The organism is Paenibacillus sp. V4I7, from assembly GCF_030817275.1.
Taxonomy (GTDB): Bacteria; Bacillota; Bacilli; order Paenibacillales; family NBRC-103111; genus Paenibacillus_E.
Genome location: NZ_JAUSZD010000002.1, coordinates 4796597 through 4820021, shown reverse-complemented (window position 1 = coordinate 4820021; position 23425 = coordinate 4796597). Strand labels below are relative to the sequence as shown.

Below are 23425 nucleotides of genomic sequence, written 5' to 3'. Positions count from 1 at the left end.
TATCGGGATACAATGAGATTTATCGGTCAACACGGTCGTTATGTTTGGCGAGCTCGGTGTAATCTCCGGGCTCGCCTTTCCATTTTTAACCAGGGGAGTGAACTTCTACATGTTGAAAGTCATGTTGGTTGATGATGAGGTTTACGTAAGGAAAGGTTTACTTGGTTTAATTGATTGGGGAAATATAGGTTATCGCGTCTCACATGAAGCTGATAATGGGCAGGATGCCTTACGCCTCATTGCATGTGAGCAGCCGGATGTTGTAATAACCGATATTCGTATGCCGATCCTAGATGGCTTGAAGCTCATTGAAGAAGTGAAAATTCAGAATATAAGCCCCTGCAAGTTTATTATATTAAGCGGTTACAATGATTTCTCTTATGCACAATCCGCTATTCGATTTGGTGTGAGCGATTACATTTTAAAACCGATTGATGAAGATGAGTTAGAAGTGATTTTGCGAAAATTGGCAGGGCAAATCAGACAAGAACGAAGCCAACAAATGTCTTATGGGCGACAAACGCTTCAAGACCTTTTCGAACAGGTTGCAAGAGGTGAACATGCAGAGTATGAACTCGAGGAGTTGTCACGCAAAGTTCGAGCCCCTAAGGGAACACTGTTTCGATATGGGATCGTAGAGCTGAATGCGGGTTGTTCCGTGGATAAAGAATCGTCCATAGATGAGGAGAGCGTTGTCAAAGAGGCACTTCACAGTCTTCTCGGCGAGGCCCCTGAGTGGGTTGTGAAATTAAGGAACCATCAATTCGCAATGATGATTACGAGTACCATGCTGCAATTGTTTGGCGGGAGTCTGGAGCGGTTTGCGGAAGCATTGAAGAACTTGTTAGTTCGTCGTTTGCAAATCGAGATCAACCTCTACATTGGTAAGGGTGTAAAGGAAATGAGTTTACTTGGAACTTCCGTCCAGAGCGTTACGGATTCTTTACAGTATAAATATGTGAAAAGCTTAAAAGGGCTATTGATTCACGAGAGTATTCAGAACGTCACCCTGAGCTACGTGGAGCCTGATGCTATTGTATTCCATACCATTAAGGAAGCCGTAGAGGAGCAAGAAATTCAGCAGTTAACCGCTTCGATTCAACGATTGTTTACGGAAATGGAAGTCAAATTACTGGCCAAGGATGCAATTCGCACCATCATTAACCGATATGTTCATGCCATTCTGGGAACATTGCAGCATTTGCAGGGACGGACCGATCTTCTCCTCACGCTAAAGCCGATGCTTAACTGGGATAATTATGCACTTTCGTATAACGAGCTTCAATCGTTGTTTACGGCCTTTATGACGGAAAGCTCACATATGATTGAGCAGCTTCGAGGGGAGCAGATAAAGGGTAACATTCATAAAATTAAAAGCTATATCGAGCATCATTATCAGGATAGCATTAATCTGAAAAGTATTGCAGCTGAGTTCTATATGAATCCTGTTTATGTCGGACAGTTATTTAAGAAAAAATATGGCATGTATTTTAATGAGTTTCTGTTATCGATTCGCATCGCAGAAGCTAAAAAGCTGCTTCGTCAAACCGACCTGCGTATTTACGAAATTGCCGGCAAAGTAGGCTTCAATAATGCGGATTATTTCGTAGCACAATTCGAGAAGCTGGAAGGGATGCCCCCTTCTGAATACCGTAAACAACATTTGATCAAACGAGGCGGTTGTGCGAATGAGAATACGATTCTTTCAACTCCATAATGTGAGGTTGCGCAACAAATTGTTGATGCTTTATTTCCTATGCGTATTCATTCCCATTTTATTAACGAATGTGATTTTCTATAATGTAACGACCCACAACGTGGAACAACAGAAAAAAGAGGATATCGCCAAGAATTTAGATAAACTGAAGGACGATTTTCGGGCGAGAATTGATAATGCAGTCGGTATTTCCTCTGTTTTTTATACAGACAGTCTATTGAATGATGCATTGGAGCAAAAGTATGCCGAAACGATAGAGTATGTACGAATCTATAACTCGCAAGTTTCGTTGATCATTAACAAGTACAACTCCGTCTATAATGAAATTCAGTCCATCCAGTTATATACGGACAATCCAACGATTATTGATTCCGGTGGCTTACATCCCATAACGGAAGTTATTCGTGAAATGGGGTGGTATCGCAATCTGCAGAAGCTGCAGCGCGAGGGCCAACCGTATCCACTTGTCATACGAAATGGCAATAATGAGATGAGTTTCAGTGGGATTAGTGTCATCCGTCAACTCAATTATTTCGACAATGCCAATTCCTTTAACAAAATGCTTAAAATCGACTTAAGCCCGGATCTGATTAAACAGTTATTCAGTAATCAGACGTTGCAAGGCAATCTCTATTTATTAAATGGTGCCGGAGATATCTTATACACCACAGATTCGCAAGTAGATTGGAATCGCGGTATGACGAATTTCAGCAATATAGTTATTCCGGATAAAGCAATGGTACTCGATAGAAGCTATTCGGTGAATTACTTGCAAGGCTGGCGTATCGTCTTGGTGTCAGATACTCATGTATTGGATGCTGTGCGTAAATCGAAGGAGTTCATCGTTTATTTGGCACTGCTCAATATTCTGCTGCCGACCCTGATTATTTTCTGGATATCCCATTCCTTGCATGCCCGTCTGGTACGGATTCTTGTCCATATGAAAAAGGTGAAAAATCAAAACTTCGAGCTCATCAATGAAACAGAATCAAAGGATGAAATCGGTCAATTGATACGTGAATTTAATCGTATGACTTGGCAAATCAAGAGTCTGATCGATGATGTATATATAGCCGACATTCAGAAAAAGGATCTGGAACTAAAGCAGCGGCAATCGCAATTGCACGCTTTACAGAGTCAAATAAACCCCCATTTCCTATTTAACGCTCTGGAAACAATCCGTATGCGAAGTCTGATGAAGCAAGAAAACGAGACGGCCAAGATCATTAAAAACATGGCGAAAATGTTCCGCCGTTCGTTGGAATGGGGGGATGATTGGGTGACTTTTCGCGACGAAATGGATCTCATTCTCTGTTTCCTGGAGATTCAGAAGTACCGCTTTGGTGACAAGCTTAGCTACCGTTTCGAGGTAGATGAGTCGATCTATGATTGTAAAATTCCGAAAATGACGCTTCTTCCTTTCATTGAAAACGCAAGTATCCACGGAATCGAACCCTTGCAAGGTCAAGGTGTGATTGAGTTAAAAGCGACAAGAATGGGCGAACATGTACGTTTCACAATTTCGGATAGCGGGATTGGCATGCCCAAAGAGAAAGTCGATTTGTTAAACGCCTATATGATGAACGGCGATGATGTGAGCAAACACGTTGGCATGAAAAATTCTTTCCTGCGTCTCAAATTGTATTATGGAAGTTCGATTGACGTGCAAATTCATAGTGAAGACGGATTGGGTACAATCGTGACAATCATAATGCCTGTAGAAGCGATCAGCAGCAGCCCCGTACCTATGCTTTACTAAGAAGATACTAAACTTTACTAGGTAATCAAGCAAAGATCGATTTTATATAATGAAAGTGCTTACAAATACAGCGTTGAGAGGGGAGTTTCACTAAGTATGAAGAAGTTAAAATTATTAACAGTCAGTACATTGTTAACGCTTACGTTAAGCGCTTGCAGCAGCTCAAATACAGAGGCGCCTGCCACTTCTAAAGCACCAAGCAGCACTGCTGCTGCAGTGGAAGATAACAAACCTGTTACTTTCAGCTTTTTCAATTTCGAGGCTGGTAAAAACATCAATACGAACGAAACACCTATTGGAAAAGAGCTTGAGAAACAAACCGGAGTCAACTTTAAGATTGAGAAACTTGTTGGGGAATCGAAGACGAAATCAGGCGTCATGATCGCCGGTAACGAGTTTCCGGACGTGATACAGCCAGGCGGCGAAATCGACAAATTTATGGATGCGGGCGTGTTCATCCCTTTGGATGATCTGATCGAAAAACACGGTCCTAACATCAAGCGAGTGTATGGACCCTATTTCAACAAAATGAAGCAAAAAGATGGTAAGATATACCACCTCCCATTCAGTGCGAATCAAGGCTTTATCGCGAACCCGAACGTAGACCAAGGTGCGTTTTGGATTCAGCGCGGTGTGCTGAAGGAAATGGGTTATCCGAAAATCACTACGCTTGACGAATATTTCGATGTTGTTAAGAAGTACAAAGAGAAACATCCGCAAGTCGACGGTAAGGACACGATCGGGTTCTCTATGTTGACTCACGATACGAACTTCTTTACGATTACGAACCCGGCATTTCATCTTGCGGGTTATCCGAATGATGGCGGCCTTCTTATTGATCTGAAGACAAAAGAAGCGAAAAGTAACGCAATTGACGAGGCTACGACCAAGCGTTGGGTGAAAAAGCTTAATGAGATAAACGCCACAGGCTTGTTCGATAAAGAATCGTTCACGATGAATAAAGACCAATATTTAGCAAAATTAACTTCCGGTCGTGTTCTCGGCTACTTCGCTTACGACTGGCAAGTAGGCGATGCCCGCAATAACTTGTCGAAAGCAGGCGTAGATGATAAAAGGTATGTTGCGCTTCCGATTGTGTTCGATAAAGGGGTTAAGGATCAATACCTCGATCCGCCTTCTTTCGTAAACAATCGCGGTATTTCCATTACGAAGAGCGCCAAAGATCCGGTTCGCATTATCCAATATTGGGATAACTTGCTGAAAGAAGAGAATCAGATTCTTTCGCAATGGGGTATCAAAGGACAAACGTATGAAGTTGACGACAAAGGGAAATTCTTCCGTACGGATGAGCAAATCGCGAAAATTAAGGATCCTAAGTTCTATGAAGATTTTGGTCTGAAAGAGCACGCTTATAACTGGCCTCGTTACGGTAACTTTTCTATCTTGAAAGACGGCAATGCGTTCGACCCGAACAAACAGCCTTCCGTTGCGGAGAAGAACTTTACCGAGGGCGACAGGACGATTCTGAAAGCTTACAATGCGAAAGTATTTACGGATATGTTCAGCCAGCCCGATGATCGTCCTTGGTATCCTGCATGGAGCATCAACAAAGGACAAGGTACACCAGAGCAGATTTTCGAGCAAAAAATGGGTGATCTTCAGAAGAAGGCATATCCAGAGATGATTCTCACTGCACCTGACAAGTTCGAAAAAACATGGAGTGATTATGTAGGTCAAGCAAGCAAACTGGATATTAAAGGATATGAAGCCTTTGTAACAAAAATCGTGAAGGCACGTGCATCAGGAGACTGGTCGAAATAAATCAAACGGGACGTAAGGCACAAATACGCGTGTTTTGTGTCATGCGTCCCTTCTTTTTAGATAAATAGTTATTAACTATTGGAGAGTGAGTGATTTTCTATGGAGAGCCTTACTACAAATTCCCAAACGGACAGAAAATCGCTGGCCGGAAAATCAACGGGATTAGCATTATTTTTCCACAAGCTTGGCAGACAAAAAGCATTGATGGCCATGTCAGTTCCATTTCTGATTTGGCTGTTCATTTTCAAATACGTTCCGTTATGGGGCTGGACGATGGCATTTCAAAATTATCGGCCTGCCAAAAAGTTCTCGGAGCAAGCTTGGGTCGGCTTTGATCAATTTAAATTTCTATTCCAGGATGAAGGATTTCTCCGCGTACTGCGCAATACGATCGCGATGAGCACGATCAATCTTGTACTGGGCTTTGTTACTGCTATTACATTAGCCATTCTTCTCAATGAACTGCGTCAAGTCATTTTCAAGCGAGTCGTGCAGACGATCAGCTATTTGCCTCATTTTATTTCTTGGGTTGTAGCTGCAAGCATTGTTTCGGGCGCGTTGTCTACGGATGGCGGTATTATTAATGATATATTGTTGAAATTACATTTGATTAGCGAACCGATCCTGTGGCTCGGCAAGGGCGAGTACTTTTGGGGAATCCTAGGTGTAACTGAAGTGTGGAAAAACGTCGGTTGGAACACCATCATTTTCTTGGCGGCCATGACGACGATTGATCCGGCCCTGTACGAATCAGCGGAAATGGACGGCGCAGGAAGGTTCCAGCGCATTTTCCATATTACGCTCCCAGGAATCAAACCGGTTTTTATCATATTGCTTATTATGAATTTAGGTCACATTCTGGAGTCTGGCTTTGAACCGCAGTACTTACTAGGTAACGGAATGACGGTAGATTTTTCGGAAAATCTCGATATTTTCGTGTTGAAATATGGGATATCCCTAGGCAATTTCTCTCTGGCAACAGCAGCAGGCATTTTCAAGACAGTGGTTAGCTTCATCTTCTTGATCAGTGCCAACCAAATCGCCAAGCGCGCTGGTGAAGCCAGATTGTTCTAGCTATTTAACTCAGGAGGTGAACAGCGTTGGAAGCTGTGGAACATACACGTTCGAGCAGGCGGAATACGGTAATAGGTGACCGCGTGTTCGACATCTGCAATATCCTATTTATGATCTGTTTAGTCATCGTTACACTATATCCGTTTGTTAATACGCTCGCTGTAGCGTTAAACGATGCGAATGACGCCGTTCGCGGGGGGATCTATTTGCTCCCTAGAATATGGACCTTTGATAATTTCAAATATGTGTTTAGCGAAGCATTGATCATTCATTCCTTTTTCATTTCGGTGTTGCGAACGGTGATGGGTACGATTATCACGGTGTTCTGTTCCGCGATGGTCGCCTTTACGATCTCCCGTCAAGAATACGTGCTCCGCAAGTTCGTATCGGTTTCTTTTATTTTCACGATGTATTTCAGCGGCGGACTGATTCCGGGGTATCTGCTAATTCGCGACCTTGGCATGGTTGGAAGCTTTTGGGTGTATATCATTCCAGGTATGATCGGCGTATTTAATCTGATTGTCATCCGCTCGTTTATTGAAGGACTTCCCGATGGGATATTGGAAGCAGCTCGTATTGATGGTGCAAGCGATTTTGCAATGTTTATGCGAATTGTTCTCCCCCTCATTGTTCCCGTGTTGGCGACAGTCTCTCTGTTTAGTGCGGTAGGTCAGTGGAACTCTTGGTTTGATGTGTTCTTGTACAATTCATCCAACGATAATTTGAGCACTTTACAGTACGAGTTGATGAAAATATTGCAGAATACGAATACGCAAACGTCCCAATCGGCGGCTGAGGTGTTTGCAGGCAGTGCAAACGCTGGCGCTGTGACCGTAACCCCGACGTCGATCCGAGCAACGATGACAATTGTCGTAAGCGTTCCGATTATTATTGTGTATCCGTTCCTGCAAAAGTATTTTGTTAAAGGGATGACCGTTGGCGGAGTGAAAGGTTAGGAGGAAGATAGGATGCAAAAGCAGCTTGAAGGAACGTTCCATACTGGGAATTATACGAATTTGTTTGCGGAATATGGGTTCTCTGAAACCGAGATTCAGAACAAACTGAATGATACGTGGAACCAAATGTTTCAAGGTCCTGAAGAGACGAGAATTTATTATGAAGCTGGGGATTCCGGCGGATATTTACTGGATACGGGTAATCTCGATGTACGAACGGAAGGCATGTCCTATGGTATGATGATGGCGGTACAACTGGATCGCAAAGATGTATTTGATCGCATTTGGTACTGGGCACATACGCATATGCTGCTGCGAGAAGGGGAGAATGCGGGATACTTCGCCTGGTCCTGCCATCGTGACGGCACCAAGAATTCCAACGGACCTGCGCCGGATGGCGAGGAGTTTTTTGCTCTTGCACTGTTTTTTGCTTCTCATCGCTGGGGAGATGGGCATGTGCCGTTCAATTACAGTGAGCAGGCCAAGGAGCTCTTGCGGATATGCATCCACAAAGGGGAGGATGGCATCGGAAAGCCGATGTGGAACCCAGATCATAAATTGATAAAGTTTGTTCCAAACTGCGAATTCTCAGATCCATCTTATCACCTCCCGCATTTCTATACGCTATTCGCCTTATGGGCTTATGAAGAGGATCGAGCGTTCTGGACGGAAGCAGCAGAGGCGAGTCGGAACTATTTGCAAAAGGCATGCCATCCCGTGACGGGCTTGGCAGCTGAGTACGCTTATTACGATGGAACGCCGAATGATGAGCGCGGCTATGGCCACTTCTTCAGTGATTCCTATCGCGTCGCTGCGAATATCGGGCTTGATGCCTATTGGTTTGGCGGTTCGGAGTGGCATACGGATACTGTCCATCGTATCCAAGCTTTTTTCACGGACAAATCACCAGAGGACTACCGTCGCTATTCGCTTGATGGGACACCTTTTGAGGAGAAGGCGCTTCATCCTGTTGGACTTCTCGCAACGAATGCTATGGGCTCATTAGCTGCTGCAGATAGTCCTCATGCCAAAGCATGCGTGGAATTGTTCTGGCAAACACCTATCCGTACAGGTGAGAGACGTTATTACGATAATTGTTTATATCTGTTTAGTTTGCTTGCACTAAGTGGTCATTTTAAAATTTGGATGCCAAAATAAGATCGATTAAGCCTAGAATGGATAACCGATGTACGTCAAACCTAAAAGAACCGCCAGGATTCCTGACGGTTTTTCTTACGTAACTATGGGCATGGTTTCGGGCTTATTCTGAAGTTCTTTTTTGCATGCTCGCCTTTGACGGAGGATAGCCTTTAATGGATCTGAATACATTGCTGAAATAGCTGATGTCTTTGTACCCGCAGCGTTCCGCCACTTCCGAGACGGAAAACCCGCCGCCGGACAGCATCATTTCCGCGTTGTTGACCCGAATGATGTTGATGAAATGCTTGACGCTGAAGCTCGTGCTGGTTTTGAAGAGCTTGCCGAGATACACAGGGTGCAGATTGACCACCTTGGCGACGGTCGCCAAATCCAGCTCATTCGAGTAGTGGTCGATGATGAACTCCTTGACCTTGTCGATCCGGATATCGGAATGGGAAGTCGGGGAATGGTGAAAGGAAATCGCCAGCAACCGGTGGAGAATCAAATGAAAGATCCCCCTCGCGAACATCCGATATCCGGGCTGCATGCCACTCCAAACGCGATTAAATTCAAGGATGTAGTTTAAGATTTCACTTGAGATTCGATTTTTGGTTACGGTTTCGAACGGAAACCGGATTTTACCAGAGGGCTGCAACAGAGTAAAGTTGAAGGCATAGGAATGCATGGGATCATCTTTGAAGGTATGTGCCTCGCGGATGCTTCCATGGGGAATGTAAAGCATATCCCCCGCTTCCACCGTGATTTTCTCACCGTTAACAAAATAATTCGATTTTCCTCCGACGATGAACGTCAGGTCGTGAAAATCGATTTCCTGTCGGATGATTTCCCATTCGGGGAAACAGCGTCGGTCGACGAATAAGAAAACCTCGGGGACAATTGATTCGAACTGCTCAAAGTCCATGGCAAAGATCATCTCCGGGATTATTCAGGATCGCTTCCTTTCTCGGCAAAAGGAGGCACTATGTCCATCATAACATGCCCATACGGCGCTTAAAAGATCTTTAATAATTACAAGTATTCTTGTATTCTTCTATGGTAAAAAAAAGGGCCATTTTGTAAAATAATATTATATAAATGGTGCTCATGCTACAAATTCAACCGCACCAATTTGCAATAAAAATGTTTAATAATTACAGGTTTTTATGACACGAATAACACGGGGAATGGCAATTGAGGTGAGAAGCGCATCTGTAATGATTTTGCAATGACGTAGGTAACATAACCGTTTTTTAAAGCATCTTGTATGCGATTTCTGAAAGCGCATACGAATCTAGGGGGCTGGTAATGAAGCGCGATTGCGAAGATTTTTTGTGTGTAGGATTAGGGGACAATTTTCCAATAGAAAGTGGTGGGTGATTGTATGTCAGTTGCGAATAAGGCGGTTTTACAGACCCCTCTTCTAAGACACGTCAGGAAGGAGTGGAAGTTGTATTCCTTTCTACTTATTCCCGTTATTTATTTTATCATTTTCAAGTACGTTCCTATGCTTGGTAATGTAATCGCTTTCCGCAAATATAGAGGCGGAACCAACTTGTTCGGGACGGAATGGGTAGGATTATCTTACTTTACCATGTTCATGAAGGATCCCTCCTTTTGGAGAGCCTTCCGCAACGATTTGTTTTTAAGTGTCTTGTATTTAGTTATTCGTTTCCCGCTCACTTTGATTTTTGCGCTGTTGCTGAATGAACTGGTGCGGATTCGCATTAAGAAATTCGTCCAAACCGTATCGTATCTGCCTCACTTTATCTCCATGGTCATCGTCGCGGGCATGACCAAGGAATTGCTATCCATGTCCGGGCCGATTAACACACTGCTCGCCAATCTGGGTTTCGAGAAAATTGCATTCATTTCCTTACCGCAATGGTTCCCGACGATTTATGTGACATCCGGCATTTGGCAAGGGCTCGGTTGGGGCACCATTCTCTACTTGGCGGCGATGACCAGCATCAATACCGATTTGTACGAAGCGGCCAAAGTGGATGGGGCTAATCGGTTACGTCTAGCATGGCACGTTACGATTCCAGGCATTTTGCCGACGATCATGACGCTGCTCATTCTCGATATTGGCAGCATATTGGGAGCGAATTTTGAGAAAATCCTGCTCTTGTACAATCCATTAACCTATGAGTCGGCAGATGTTATCTCCACTTACGTCTACCGGATGGGGATCACCGGCGGGAACTTCAGTTATGCCACTGCAGTTGGTCTGTTCGAAGGCGTCATCGGTCTTATTCTGGTCACGTCGGCGAACTACATTTCCAAGAAAACAACGAATTCGGGCTTGTGGTAGAAGGGAGCAGTTCAGGTGAAGGAGTCCACGTCCTACCGTGTGTTTCAGGTTTTTAACGGATTGATCATGGCCTTTGTCGTCGTCATGACTTTGTATCCGTTCTTATATCTAGTCGCCCAGTCGTTCAGCTCGGAGGCTGCCGTATATGCAGGGAAGGTCACCATATTCCCCGTTGACTTTACGGACCAAACGTACCGAGCCTTGCTAAGCAGGCCGGAATTCTTCAAATATTATGGCAATACGATCCTGTATGCCATTGTAGGAACGGTGATATCGGTAGCGGCGACGGCCGTTATGTCTTACCCGTTGTCGAAGGATAGGCTGCGCCTTAACAAATTTTTTATCCCTTTCGTCTTGTTCACGATGTATTTTGGCGGCGGACTGATCCCGAACTATATCTTGGTCGCCAAAACGCTGCACATGAGGGATACCATCTGGGCCATTATCATACCCGGCGCCATCAGCGCCTTCAATGTCATCCTAATGAAGACCTTCTTTGCAAGCTTACCGAACGAATTGGAAGAATCGGCTAAGGTTGACGGCCTAGGCGTCTACCGCATCTTCCTAAGGATTACGCTTCCGCTCTCCAAACCGATCCTGGCCACGATGGTGTTGTTCAGCATGGTCTCCATCTGGAATAACTGGTTCGGCCCGTCTCTCTACCTGGAATCGAAGGATAAATGGCCGGTCGCCCTCTATTTGCGGCAGATCATCGACAGCGCGATTAATCCGACCGAAGCCGGACTCAGCAGCGATGCGACCGCTCAGATCGCGGCAACCATTAAATCCACTGCGATGGTGTTGACCTCTTTGCCGATTATTTGCCTCTATCCTTTCGTGCAGAAGTATTTCGTGCAAGGCATGATGATTGGTTCCGTAAAAGGGTAATCGCGTTAATGTTTCGGAAAGGCTGCAATCGCGGGCTGTTACTAATTAGGCATCTACATGGCAGCGTTTCTGTTATATAAAATAAACACATTTGAAAGGGTGGCACTGAATGAAAAGATCTGCAAAAGCAGTAAGGGGCGCATTGGCGGTCATGATGGCTGTCGGCATGACAGCATGTACGGATAGCGGCACAAAAGAATCGTCCAGCAGCGCATCCCCAGGCACGAGCTCCGCAGCACCACAGAATTACACCTTTGGCGAAGGCCAATCATTCCGTTCGAATGAGCCTGTGAATTACTCGATCATGTTCAGCGATCAACCGACCTATCCGTATAAGAAGGAATGGCGGCTCTGGAGCGCGATCACGGAGAAAACGAACGTATCGTTTGACGTAAACGTAGTAGCGGCTTCTGAATACGAGAACAAGAAGTCGCTCTTAGTCAACAGCGGCGACGCTCCCTTCATTATTCCCAAAACTTATGACGAATCCGCTTACGTAGCCGGCGGCCAAATCGTACCGATCAGCGATTGGGTGCAGTACATGCCGAATTATCAGAAGGCTGTAACAGCTTGGGGAATGGAAAGAGACCTGCAGCAGAAGCTGAAATCGGACGGGAAATATTACGTGCTGCCAGGGCTGTGGGAATCGCCGGGTGCAGGATACTCCTATATGATTCGGAAAGACATTTTCGAAAAAGCGGGAGTCGACGTCAAAGGTCAGGAAGGCAAATGGACGTATGAAGACTTTTACCAAGCCCTCAAGAAAGTGAAAGAGTTTACCGGCGCGAAGTACGTAATGTCCGATGAATTCACCGGAAAATCGACGCTGAATATTACGGCAGCTCAATACGGCGTAACCGGCGGTTGGGGAGTTGCCAACGGCACGCGCTTCAACGAACAGACGAAACAGTTCGAATTCGCCAATTCGACCAATGAGTTCAAGGATTATGTGACGTTCTTAAATAAGCTGGTCAAAGAGGGGCTGCTCGATCCGGAGTCCTTCACCCAAGACGATAAAACCGCACAAGCCAAGTTCTATAAAGGCGATACTTATGTCATGAACGCCAACTACCAGATACTGGCCGATTCCAAGACCAAGATGCAGGTGCAGAACGCCGATCTGTATATGATCGTTCAACCGGGCGGTCCGAAAGGGATGCTTCAAATCGAAACGTCTCGTCTCGAGAACGGTGTTATGATCAGCCAGAATGCGCTCAAGAAGCTCGGTAAGGACAATTTTATCAAAATGCTTCGCTTTGTTGACTGGCTGTGGTATTCGGATGAAGGCCAAACGCTCAGTTTGTGGGGTGTCGAAGGCGAGACCTATACGAAGGATGCGAGCGGCAACATCACGCTCAAACCGGACATCTCCTTTAACGGCATGAACCCGACAGCAACGAAGAAATTAAACATAGACTTCGGCTTCGGCGGCGGCAACTTCGCATACGGCGGTTCCACTAAACTGCGGATGTCCAAAATGACCGAAGGCGAGAAAGACTATCTCAGCCGCATTCAGACTCATCGTAAACCGAGAACGATAGCTCCGCCAATCATGGGTACCCCAGACGAAAGCGAACAAATGAACCTGATCTCGAAGCCGCTGATGGACTATGTGGATACGATGACCCTGAAGTTCGTCACCGGCCAAGCTAACATTGCAAACGATTGGAATGCCTATGTGGCTCAGGTCGAAGCACTCGGCGCATCCCGCTATATCAAAATGGCGAATGATATCTTTAACAAGACGAAGAGCAAACTTGGATACTAATCATAACAAATAGTGCTTATAGGGATCTGAGACAATGTCCATTGTCTCAGATCCTGAATTTTAAAATATGACAATTACTCGTGGTGTTAGCCCGAGTCATCTATATATGAAACCGTGATAAGGATCAAGACTCTCTATTGCTTGAAAAGGCATTTTATAGATTTTGGGATAGCTTGGAGTGTGGGAGAAAACGATGAATAAGAAGACACTGTTTAATAGTGGATGGGAATTTGCCAAGAGCAGCCTGGATGTGACGGATGGTTTCGATTTGACATTTGAGCCGGTAGATCTCCCTCATGATTGGCTGATCTACAATACATTAAATCTGTATGAAAATAGTATCGGCTGGTACAGGAAGAGATTTACATGTGCCAAAGAAGCGGACCAGCAAATTCTATTAAGCTTCGATGGGGTCTATATGGACTCATCCGTTTATGTGAATCAGCGGTTAATAGGAGAATGGAAGTACGGATATTCTTCTTTCGAACACGAGATCACGGATGCGATCGTGGACGGAGAAAATGAAATCGTGGTGAAGGTCGTCCACCAAAGTCCGAATAGCCGGTGGTATTCGGGAGCTGGCATCTACCGAAATGTGTGGCTAAAGACGAGAGCTCGAGATCACATTGTAACAGATGGAATATATGCTGCTGCGAAAAGGGTTAACGATAGCTGGGAGGTAGAAGTCGAGACGGAATTGAGCCTCCATGAGGACAATGATGTCCGAATCTCACATACGATCCTGTATAAAGGCGAACTTGCTGCGACTGCGACAGACAAGATTGTTGCAGGCGGCTTTCTTCACCGACAGACGTTATCGATAGATCGCCCTCATTTATGGAGCACAGCAGAGCCGCACCTGTATCAGCTTGTCACCCAATTGCAGCGTGCTGCAGAGGGCCAGGAAGTCATAGTCATAGAGAGCATCACTCAAAATATCGGGCTTCGTGAGATCAAGCTGGACCCTCAGCTGGGTTTTTATTTGAACGGCACAAGAATGAAATTAAACGGGGTTTGCGAGCATCACGACTTAGGAGCCCTTGGAGCCGCCTTCCATAAAGAAGCACTGAGAAGAAGGCTTCGGATATTGAAAGAAATGGGCGTTAACGCCATTCGAACCGCTCACAATATGCCGGCGGTAGAACTTATGGATCTAGCGGATGAGATGGGGCTCTTGGTCGTCTCGGAAGCGTTCGATATGTGGGAAAGAACCAAAACCCCTTACGACTATGCGAGATTTTTTAAGGATTGGGCTAAGGCCGATGTGAAAAGCTGGGTCAAGCGGGATCGGAATCATCCGAGCCTGATGATGTGGAGCATAGGAAATGAGATTTACGACACTCATACAGATGCAAGAGGGCAAGAAATCACTCGAATGCTTAGGGATGAAGTGCTGAAATACGATCCGAAGCAAAATGGCCGAGTGACCATCGGTTCCAATTATATGCCTTGGGAGAACGCGCAAAAATGTGCGGATATCGTGAAGGTGGCCGGCTACAACTACGCGGAAAAGTATTACCATAAGCACCATGAGGAGCATCCCGATTGGATCATTTACGGCAGCGAGACGGCCTCTCTCGTTTCAAGCAGAGGCATTTATCGATTCCCATTCGAGAAGTCCATTCTTGCTGATGACGACGAGCAGTGCTCGGCTTTGGGAAATAGCGCGACGAGCTGGGGAGCCAAGTCAGTCGAGGCCTGTATTATCGCGGAAAGAGAGGCACCTTTCTCCTTAGGGCAATTCATATGGACCGGTTTCGACTATATTGGGGAACCGACGCCTTATCATACCAAGAACTCCTATCTCGGACAGATTGATACGGCTACATTCAAGAAAGATTCGTATTACATCTACCAATCGGCATGGACCGACTATAGGACGAATCCGATGGTCCATATTTTCCCCTATTGGGACTTTAATCCGGGCCAATTGATTGATGTTCGAGTGTGCTCGAATGCGCCGAAAATCGAATTGCAATTGGGTGGCGCTATCGTGGGAACTTTTGATATCAATCATGAGCATGGAACCCAGCTGGTCGGCTGGTGGAAGCTTCCTTATGAAGCAGGGGAATTGAAAGCAATAGCCTATGATGAAACGGGTCGTGTAATTGCGACGGATATAAGAAGGTCCTTTGGGGATGCGAAGAAGATTTGTCTGCTGCCGGATAAAGAGAGCCTGATGGCCGATGGTACGGACTTGATCTTCCTGGAAATTTACATGGAAGATTCATATGGCAATCCGGTGGAGAATGCAAGCAATCGGGTTCGTGTCGAGGTGACGGGGGCAGGCCGTTTGCTTGGTTTGGATAATGGCGACAGTACAGACTATGATCCGTATAAAGGGATTAGCAGAAGACTATTCAGCGGCAAACTTATGGCGATCATCGGGGCTACCCTGGAGCCCGGCAAGATTCGGGTTGTGGTGTCTTCCGTCGGTTTGGAGAGTCAGACGGTGGAATTTGATGGTCTTCCGGTAAGGGAAGAAAGAACCTTATCTGGGGTTTCCGCCCATACTAAGAATCAAGAGCTGCCACCGGTAATGGGAACCGTAGACGAAATCCCTTTACGCAAGATTGAAATCGTAAGCCCGTCCGGACAATTGTTCGATGAATCGAGAAAAGAGATGACGCTGCAAGCCTGCCTGTACCCCACAGATACCTCCTATCAAGAGGTCGAGTGGAGTGTAGTGAATGATGCGGGAATTGCCACGGGCCTTGCGAAAGTGGAAGCATTCGGCCATGAAGCGAGAATCACCGCATGGGGCGATGGCGATTTCCGGCTTCGCTGTATGAGTAAGAACGGTACGAACAAGACGAAGCTCATCTCCCAGCTGGAATTTAAAGCAGCGGGACTCGGCACAGCTTACAAGGATCCTTATGAGTTTATCTCTGCTGGCCTTTTTGATTACAGTAAAGGCGAGGTTGGAAACGGGAACGAGAGAGGCGTAGCTACAAGCCGGGACGGTGAAACTGAAGTCGGGTTCCGTGATATTGATTTCGGAACGTACGGGTCCGATCTGATTACGATTCCGATTTTCGCCTTGTCCAGTGAAGAGTATTCCCTGCAAATTTGGGAAGGCATGCCGGATGAAGAGGGCAGTGTACTCCTAGCGGATGTCATCTATCAGAAACCGTCCAAGTGGAATGTGTATCAAGAAGAAACCTATCGGTTATCCAAGCGTCTTTGCGGGATTACTTCCATTTGCTTCGTCCTTCAGAATAAGGTGCACATCAAGGGTTTTTCGTTCCAAAAGCAGAACAGAGCCTTCGAGAAAAATTACGCCACAGAATGCGACCGCATTTATGGCGATGCGTTTACTATCTCGGAAGCCAGCGTTAAAGGGATTGGAAATAATGTTTCCTTGGAATTCGACCAAATGGATTTTACAAGCCAAGGGGCAACGCAGCTTGTCGTCTATGGCCGATCGCTTCTTGATAAAAATACCATTCATATACGCTTCGCTAATCCGGAAGGTGAGGAAAATCTACTCATCGAGTTTACACAGTCCGATGGTTACGAAGAGCGAGTATTTGAATTAGAAAAAATGACAGGCCTCCAAAAAGTAACCTTCCTATTTTTGCCGGGAAGCCATTTCGATTTCGGTTGGTTCCGATTTGAGAGGTCGTTTACCTGAATGAACATAAACTAGCGGAGGTATCACGATGAGTCACATCACGAACGCATATGCCTGCTGGTTACGCAATGCGCCGATAAACGATGATAAGAGGGTAGAGGAATATCGGGAATGGGCACGGGAGATCGCCGTGCACGGTCCTTTATCAGAGGTGCTTCAAACTGCGGTCGCGGAGTTAATGGATGGTCTCGATGCCATGCTTGGAGTGAGGCCCCTCCGTTCAACGGCTTCCAATGGGAGTGCCTGCATCCTGATCGGCATTCGCGGGCAGTTACAGGATATTGATGCAGAGCTAGGTTGGCAGGATGAATCCGAAGACGGTTACGTGATCAGAAACGTATCCATTGATGGACAATCAAGGCTTGTGGTTGCCGGCCATTCGGCCAAAGGAGCCTTGTACGCGGTTTTTCATCTTCTGCGGCTGATGCAATGCGGCGAGAGTTTGGCTGATCTTGCGATAACGGAAACGCCCGCGAACGGATTGCGGATGCTAAACCAATGGGATAATATGGACGGTTCGATTGAACGCGGATATGCGGGGAATTCCATATTCTACCGAAATAACGAGATTGTTCGAGACATGTCCCGAATCCGTGATTATGCTCGCTTGCTTGCATCGGTGGGGATCAACGCCATTTCGATCAACAACGTGAACGTACACGCCGTAGAATCCTTGCTGATTACGGATAAGCTGCTACCGGATGTCGCCCGGGTCGCCGGCGTATTCCGGCGCTATGGAATCTCAACGTTCCTAAGCGTCAACTACGCCAGTCCGTTAGAGCTTGGAGGCCTGACCAGCGCAGACCCGCTTGACGAAAGCGTCAGGCAGTGGTGGAAGGAGAAAGCTGAGGAGATTTACCGGGATATCCCGGACTTTGGCGGCTTCCTGGTAAAGGCAGATTCCGAGGGGCGACCCGGGCCGTTCACCTATGGGCGTGACCATGCCGATGGTGCGAATATGCTGGCAGAAGTGCTTCAGCCCTTCGGCGGGATCGTCATTTGGCGCTGTTTCGTATACAATTGTCAACAGGATTGGCGCGATCGCAAGACCGACCGGGCGAGAGCGGCGTTCGATCATTTTACACCACTTGATGGTAAATTTCGCGATAATGTCGTTCTGCAGATTAAGAACGGACCCATGGATTTTCAGGTCCGTGAGCCGGTTTCTCCGCTTCTCGGAGCGATGTCCGCAACGAATCAGGTGCTGGAGCTGCAGATTACGCAAGAGTACACGGGCCAGCAGAGACATCTGTGCTACCTGATCCCCCAGTGGAAAGAGGTTCTCGATTTCGATACGTTTGCCCATGGGAGCGGAAGTACAGTTACGAAAGCGGCAAGCGGCCAGTTGTTCGGGAGACGGCTCGGAGGCATTGCGGCGGTATCGAATATCGGAGACAACCCGAATTGGACCGGACACACGCTTGCACAAGCCAATTTATATGGCTTTGGAAGGCTTGCTTGGAATCCGCAGCTATCAGCTGAGCAAATCACGCAAGAATGGATCTACATGACATTCGGTTCTGACCCTGATGTAGTACGCTGTGTGTCGAAGATGCTTCTCGATTCGTGGAGAATCTATGAAAATTACACAGCTCCTCTTGGCGTAGGATGGATGGTTAATCCGAGTCACCATTATGGTCCGAACGTAGACGGTTACGAATATTCGAGATGGGGGACATACCATTTTGCCGACTGCCACGGCATCGGCGTAGATCGAACCATCAAGTCGGGAACAGGGTACACATCCCAATACTTTGCGCCGCTTTCGGAATCGTACGAGTCGAAGGAGCTATGTCCGGATGAACTGCTTCTCTTCTTCCATTATGTGCCGTATACGCACAAACTGAAGACGGGTAAGACGGTCATCCAGCACATCTACGATACCCACTTCGACGGTGTTCTTCAGGCGGAGGAATTGGCCCAGATCTGGGGTTCGATAGAGGGGAAAATAGATGCAGAGCGCTTCGAAGATGTGAGGAGCAGACTGCGAGAGCAAGCGGCACATTCGAAGGAGTGGCGCGACCAGATCAATACATACTTCTTCCGCAAATCGGGCATTCCTGATGAGTACGGCCGCATCATAAATTAAAATATGGAAGACGGGACAAACGAGATGACGTGGTCACCGGTGTCTATCTACAGTCCCGTCTTTATTTTGCTAATCACTTTATATAAGGGATGGTTTGGATGACGATTACGATTGGACAGGTTATTGATCGATTGTTAGAGCAGGCTCCAGTAAACGAGCCTACTGTAGATTCATTGATAGTCGGATCGGCCCAAACGGTAGTAACGGGAATTGTCGTTGTTTTTTTGGCCACGCAGGCTGTGATCGAGCAGGCTGCGGCTTTAGGAGCCAACTTGATCATTTCACACGAAGGGACGTTTTACCGCCACCAGGAGGATATGAAGGGGGCGCAGGATGACCCGGTTATCAACGAAAAGCGCGAATGGCTTGATCGTACCGGAATTGCCATTTATCGGTATCACGATCATATTCACCGTTACAAAACGGACGGCATTATGATGGGGTTAATAAACGCATTGGGCTGGGCGCCTTACGTTGAAGAGCATTTGCCCGCCGCAACGGTTGTGCAAATTCCTTGCATGACCCTTGAACGAACGGTGCAATACTTGAAGGAAAAGCTTCAAATACCATTCGTGCGTGTTGTGGGGGAACTAGAGATGTCTTGCACCCGCATTGGACTATTGGCAGGCTACAGAGGGGGGGCAGCCTTGGCACTCCCATTGCTGAAAGATTACAATCTCGACCTGGTTATCGCCGGAGAAGGGCCGGAATGGGAAACGCCGGAATATATTCGCGACGCTGTTCGTCAAGGCAAGAACAAGGCATTCATCGCATTGGGCCACGCGGAAAGCGAAGAGCCGGGCATGAAGGAATTGGCGGAACGACTGCGGGAACAGTTTCCCGGCTTTCCCGTTCATTTTATAAGGGAAAAGCCTCTATTTCTTGTTTTGTAGTAGAGCGTCCTCCTGGATGATGGAACTAAAGGGTTTTTGATCGTACACGGAGGCGCTCGCGAAATATCGACTTCTCCACTTATTATAGTGGAGAAGTCGTTTGCATTGAGCTGTAGATGGATTCTCCTAGAATAGTGATGTCATTTTTACACCCGCAAAGTAGTGGTATTTTTGAACAAAGTAACGGCACATATGAAAGCGCGTTCTTGATATACTTGAACCAACTAAGAGGGTGGAGAGTGAAGAGAATGTTGAAGGTAGCGATTATTGGAGCAGGAGCGATTTCAAGAGCGCACATTGAAGGGTATTTACAATTTCCGGAACGATGCCAGATTGTTGCGATTAGTGATATTTATGTGGATAAAGCGCAGGAGCGCATTGACCAATTTCAGTTAGCTGCCAGGGCGGTTAAGGATTATAAAGAACTGCTGCAGGAGGATATAGATCTCGTTTCCATCTGCACACCCCCATATACGCATGCAACCCTTGCAACTGAGTTTCTTGAGGCGGGCTCTCATGTTATGGTTGAGAAACCGATGGCTTCTTCACTTGAAGAGTGCGACCTGATGAACGACGTTGCCAAGCGGACTGGCAAGATTTTATCGGTGGTGGCGCAGAATCGTTTCAAAACCCCGATGATGAAAATGAAATCTGTTCTGGAAAGCGGACTAATGGGGAAAATTGGTCACGTACAAGTTGACTCCTTCTGGTGGCGTGGGCATTGCTATTATGATCTCTGGTGGCGTGGTACATGGGAGAAAGAAGGCGGCGGTCCAACACTGAATCACGCTGTTCATCATATCGATGCGCTGCTTTGGATGATGGGTAGTCCAACGGAAGTCCAAGCTTTCATGAGCAACGTTTCCCATGATAATGCGGAGGTCGAAGATCTGTCCATCGCCATGTTGCGCTTTGCGAACGGTTCTTTGGGGCAAGTAACTAGTTCAGTAGTTCATCATGGAGAGGAGCAGCAACTGATATTCCAGGGTGCGAGAGCGCGAGTTTCTACTCCATGGAAGGTGACGGCATCAAATTCAACAGCCAATGGCTTCCCTGAGCCGAATCATGAGCTAGAAGCTCAGTTGATAGCTTTCTATGATGAACTTCAGGAAGTTGTACATGAAGGACATATTGGGCAAATCGATGATGTATTAACCTCTATTGAAACAGGCGTTCCTGTACTTATTGACGGCATCAGCGGACGTCAAACGCTAGAGCTTATTACTGCTATATATAAATCAGCAAGTACTGGGGAACTCGTGAAACTCCCACTGACGAATGAAGATGCATTTTACACAAGAGAAGGAGTGCAAGCGAATGCGACCCATTTCTATGAAAAGAAGACATCCATCGAAAATTTCGTTTCACAGACGATTACGACTGGCAGCAACTATAAATAGTAGAAAAGGAGTCGTTCAACGATGCAGAAGAGTGATGGTATGAATTACGCACCTAAAGGAAATTTCAATAGAGTATGTCAGCCTGGAGAATTTATTTTTGCGGCTGTGGCATTGGACCACGGTCACATTTATGGCATGTGTAATGGTTTGCTAGAAGCAGGAGGGCAATTAAAGTGGGTGTATGATCCCGATCCTGCGAAAGTGAATAAATTCGTCAGCACTTATCCTGAAGTTAGGGTGGCTAACTCGCCTGAAGAAATTTTGCGTGACGAAGAAGTCATGCTAGTGGCGGCAGCGGCAATTCCTTCTGATCGGGGACCTTTGGGTCTGCAAGTTATGGATAGTGGCAAAGATTACTTCACAGACAAAGCGCCGTTTACAACACTTGTGCAGTTGGAAGAGGCTCGTGCAAAGGTCATCGAGACAGGTCGTAAATATGCTGTATACTACAGCGAACGCTTGCATGTGGAAAGCTCAGTTTATGCGGAGCAGCTAATTAAACAAGGTGCAATTGGTCGCGTTCTGCAAGTCATTGGTTTGGGACCGCACCGGATTAATGCGAAGAGCAGACCGGACTGGTTCTTTGAGAAGGAGAAGTTTGGCGGCATTCTGTGTGACATCGGAAGTCATCAAATTGAACAGTTCCTTCAGTTTACGGGTGCAAAAGATGCGAAGGTTGTGCATAGTAAAATCGCCAACTATAACTATCCGCAGTACCCGAACTTTGAAGACTTTGGCGATGCGACTTTGATCGGAGATAATGGAGCCACCGGCTACTTCCGTGTGGACTGGATGACGCCGGATGGTTTAAGCACATGGGGAGATGGCCGTATGACGATACTGGGGAGCGAAGGATATATTGAACTTCGTAAATATGTGGATATTGCCCGTGATCAGACGAGTGATCATGTTTATCTTGTAAATCAGGATGGCGAGCAGCATTTTGCTGTGAATGGAAAAGTTGGCTTCCCGTACTTCGGTCAGTTGATCTTAGATTGCCTTAATCGTACAGAGGAAGCTATGACGCAAGAGCATGCCTTCAAAGCAGCAGAACTGTGTTTGATTGCACAGCGTGATGCGATATCGATCACTGCTTCGGAGAAACAGTGATGTCAAACTGACGCTGCCATTGTTTGCGGTATTGATGCGGCGTGACCCCAATTAATGTTTTAAAAGTCTTGCAAAAATGTGAGCAATTGGGCATACCAATGGTTTCACCGATATGAGCAACAGATTGCTCTGTCGAGATTAACAGCTTAACACCCTCCTGCATGCGTCTTGCAATCACGTAATCAGAAATGCTGGAGCCGGTGCACTCTTTAAATAAATGGGATAAATGGTGTGGAGAAAGGTGAAGCTCATTCGCAATTTTCTCCAAACGTAAAGGTTCGGTGTAATGCCCCTCCAGCCATGCGAGAATTCGCTCTGCTTGGTGGGGCTTTCTTGCTGAACTTGTATTAATTTGGCCTGATTTTTGTTCCCAGATATGCTTGAATTCGTGAAAAAAAGCAACCAAAAACAAAGAGTATTCTTCGGAGAAATCGTTCTTACTTAAAGTGGATTGTTTATGATCCAACATTTGAAAAAGAAGGTGAAATTGTTCTTTCTCACAAAGGTTATATAAGCAAGGGTAGGGTAGCTTGCTTGAATGAATATGCCTAAAAAAAGCCAATAAACTTGGCCATTTTTCGAAATAGGCTTCGTAAAGATAAGGCTCGAACTGAACGATAGAACGAACAAAGGGTGCTCCTGGACTTAGTTCCATCTGGATATGGTGCAGTTGATAAGGTTGGAAAACACACAACATACCGGGCTTAACTTCGTAACTTTTCTGATCAACGATAAGGGTTCCATTCCCTTCATGGACGATCAGAATTTCAATGCCTTGATGGGCATGGAAAGTTCCTTGAAATTGTTCTTTTCCTGTACTTTTTCGTTGATATGCAAAATACAGCATGATTTCGTTCAAACCAATAGATTGAATATAAGACATCAGGCTCACATCCTTTATATC

16 protein-coding genes are annotated in these 23425 nt (G+C 46.2%); 14 read left to right on the top strand and 2 right to left on the bottom strand.

Features of this window, described 5'->3' with window-relative positions:
• Positions 1–109: 109 nt before the first annotated feature.
• The 6 genes from QFZ80_RS22920 (at position 110) to QFZ80_RS22895 (ending at position 8446) form a co-directional block, all read left to right on the top strand.
• Positions 110–1717: a response regulator gene (locus QFZ80_RS22920; RefSeq protein ID WP_307561220.1), complete on the top strand. Its 1608-nt coding sequence runs from the start codon at positions 110–112 to the stop codon at positions 1715–1717.
• Positions 1689–3476: a sensor histidine kinase gene (locus tag QFZ80_RS22915; protein ID WP_307553834.1), complete on the top strand. Its 1788-nt coding sequence runs from the start codon at positions 1689–1691 to the stop codon at positions 3474–3476. The genes QFZ80_RS22920 and QFZ80_RS22915 overlap by 29 nt, the downstream gene beginning before the upstream one ends.
• A gap of 96 nt (positions 3477–3572) precedes the next feature.
• Positions 3573–5258, top strand: coding sequence for an ABC transporter substrate-binding protein (locus tag QFZ80_RS22910; protein ID WP_307561218.1), 1686 nt, complete (start codon positions 3573–3575; stop codon positions 5256–5258).
• 99 nt (positions 5259–5357) lie between these two features.
• Positions 5358–6332: an ABC transporter permease gene (locus QFZ80_RS22905; RefSeq protein ID WP_373460142.1), complete on the top strand. Its 975-nt coding sequence runs from the start codon at positions 5358–5360 to the stop codon at positions 6330–6332.
• A gap of 35 nt (positions 6333–6367) precedes the next feature.
• Positions 6368–7288 carry a carbohydrate ABC transporter permease gene (locus QFZ80_RS22900; RefSeq protein ID WP_307564203.1) on the top strand — a complete coding sequence of 307 codons (921 nt, stop codon included), beginning with the start codon at positions 6368–6370 and terminating at the stop codon, positions 7286–7288.
• Positions 7289–7300: 12 nt separating this feature from the next.
• Entirely contained in the window at positions 7301–8446 is a 1146-nt protein-coding gene (locus tag QFZ80_RS22895; RefSeq protein ID WP_307561216.1) for a family 8 glycosyl hydrolase, read from the top strand.
• 103 nt (positions 8447–8549) lie between these two features.
• Here the strand turns inward: QFZ80_RS22895 and QFZ80_RS22890 are convergent, their stop codons facing one another.
• Positions 8550–9350: a helix-turn-helix domain-containing protein gene (locus QFZ80_RS22890; protein WP_307561213.1), complete on the bottom strand. Its 801-nt coding sequence runs from the start codon at positions 9348–9350 to the stop codon at positions 8550–8552.
• A gap of 459 nt (positions 9351–9809) precedes the next feature.
• Between QFZ80_RS22890 and QFZ80_RS22885 the strand changes: the two genes are divergently transcribed.
• The 8 genes from QFZ80_RS22885 to QFZ80_RS22850 all read left to right on the top strand — a co-directional run bounded on the left by QFZ80_RS22885 (position 9810) and on the right by QFZ80_RS22850 (position 22521).
• A complete protein-coding gene (locus QFZ80_RS22885) occupies positions 9810–10739 on the top strand; it encodes an ABC transporter permease (RefSeq protein ID WP_307553842.1) in 930 nt (309 codons plus the stop codon).
• Positions 10740–10805: 66 nt separating this feature from the next.
• Positions 10806–11627 (top strand): carbohydrate ABC transporter permease, encoded by an 822-nt coding sequence (locus tag QFZ80_RS22880; protein ID WP_373460429.1) that lies wholly within the window; start codon positions 10806–10808, stop codon positions 11625–11627.
• A gap of 109 nt (positions 11628–11736) precedes the next feature.
• Positions 11737–13395 (top strand): ABC transporter substrate-binding protein, encoded by a 1659-nt coding sequence (locus tag QFZ80_RS22875; protein ID WP_307553846.1) that lies wholly within the window; start codon positions 11737–11739, stop codon positions 13393–13395.
• 193 nt (positions 13396–13588) lie between these two features.
• Positions 13589–17029 (top strand): glycoside hydrolase family 2 TIM barrel-domain containing protein, encoded by a 3441-nt coding sequence (locus tag QFZ80_RS22870; RefSeq protein ID WP_307561209.1) that lies wholly within the window; start codon positions 13589–13591, stop codon positions 17027–17029.
• A gap of 28 nt (positions 17030–17057) precedes the next feature.
• Positions 17058–19118: an alpha-glucuronidase family glycosyl hydrolase gene (locus QFZ80_RS22865; RefSeq protein ID WP_307561207.1), complete on the top strand. Its 2061-nt coding sequence runs from the start codon at positions 17058–17060 to the stop codon at positions 19116–19118.
• Between the two features lie 98 nt (positions 19119–19216).
• Positions 19217–20011 carry a Nif3-like dinuclear metal center hexameric protein gene (locus QFZ80_RS22860; protein WP_307561205.1) on the top strand — a complete coding sequence of 265 codons (795 nt, stop codon included), beginning with the start codon at positions 19217–19219 and terminating at the stop codon, positions 20009–20011.
• 248 nt (positions 20012–20259) lie between these two features.
• Entirely contained in the window at positions 20260–21411 is a 1152-nt protein-coding gene (locus QFZ80_RS22855) for a Gfo/Idh/MocA family protein (RefSeq protein ID WP_307564201.1), read from the top strand.
• Between the two features lie 21 nt (positions 21412–21432).
• On the top strand, positions 21433–22521 hold the full coding sequence (locus QFZ80_RS22850; protein WP_307561203.1) for a Gfo/Idh/MocA family protein: 1089 nt from the start codon (positions 21433–21435) through the stop codon (positions 22519–22521).
• On the opposite strand, the gene QFZ80_RS22845 is transcribed toward QFZ80_RS22850, so the two are convergent.
• Positions 22499–23404 (bottom strand): AraC family transcriptional regulator, encoded by a 906-nt coding sequence (locus QFZ80_RS22845; protein WP_307561201.1) that lies wholly within the window; start codon positions 23402–23404, stop codon positions 22499–22501. The two genes, QFZ80_RS22850 and QFZ80_RS22845, sit on opposite strands and share 23 nt — an antisense overlap.
• Between the last annotated feature and the right edge of the window lie 21 nt (positions 23405–23425).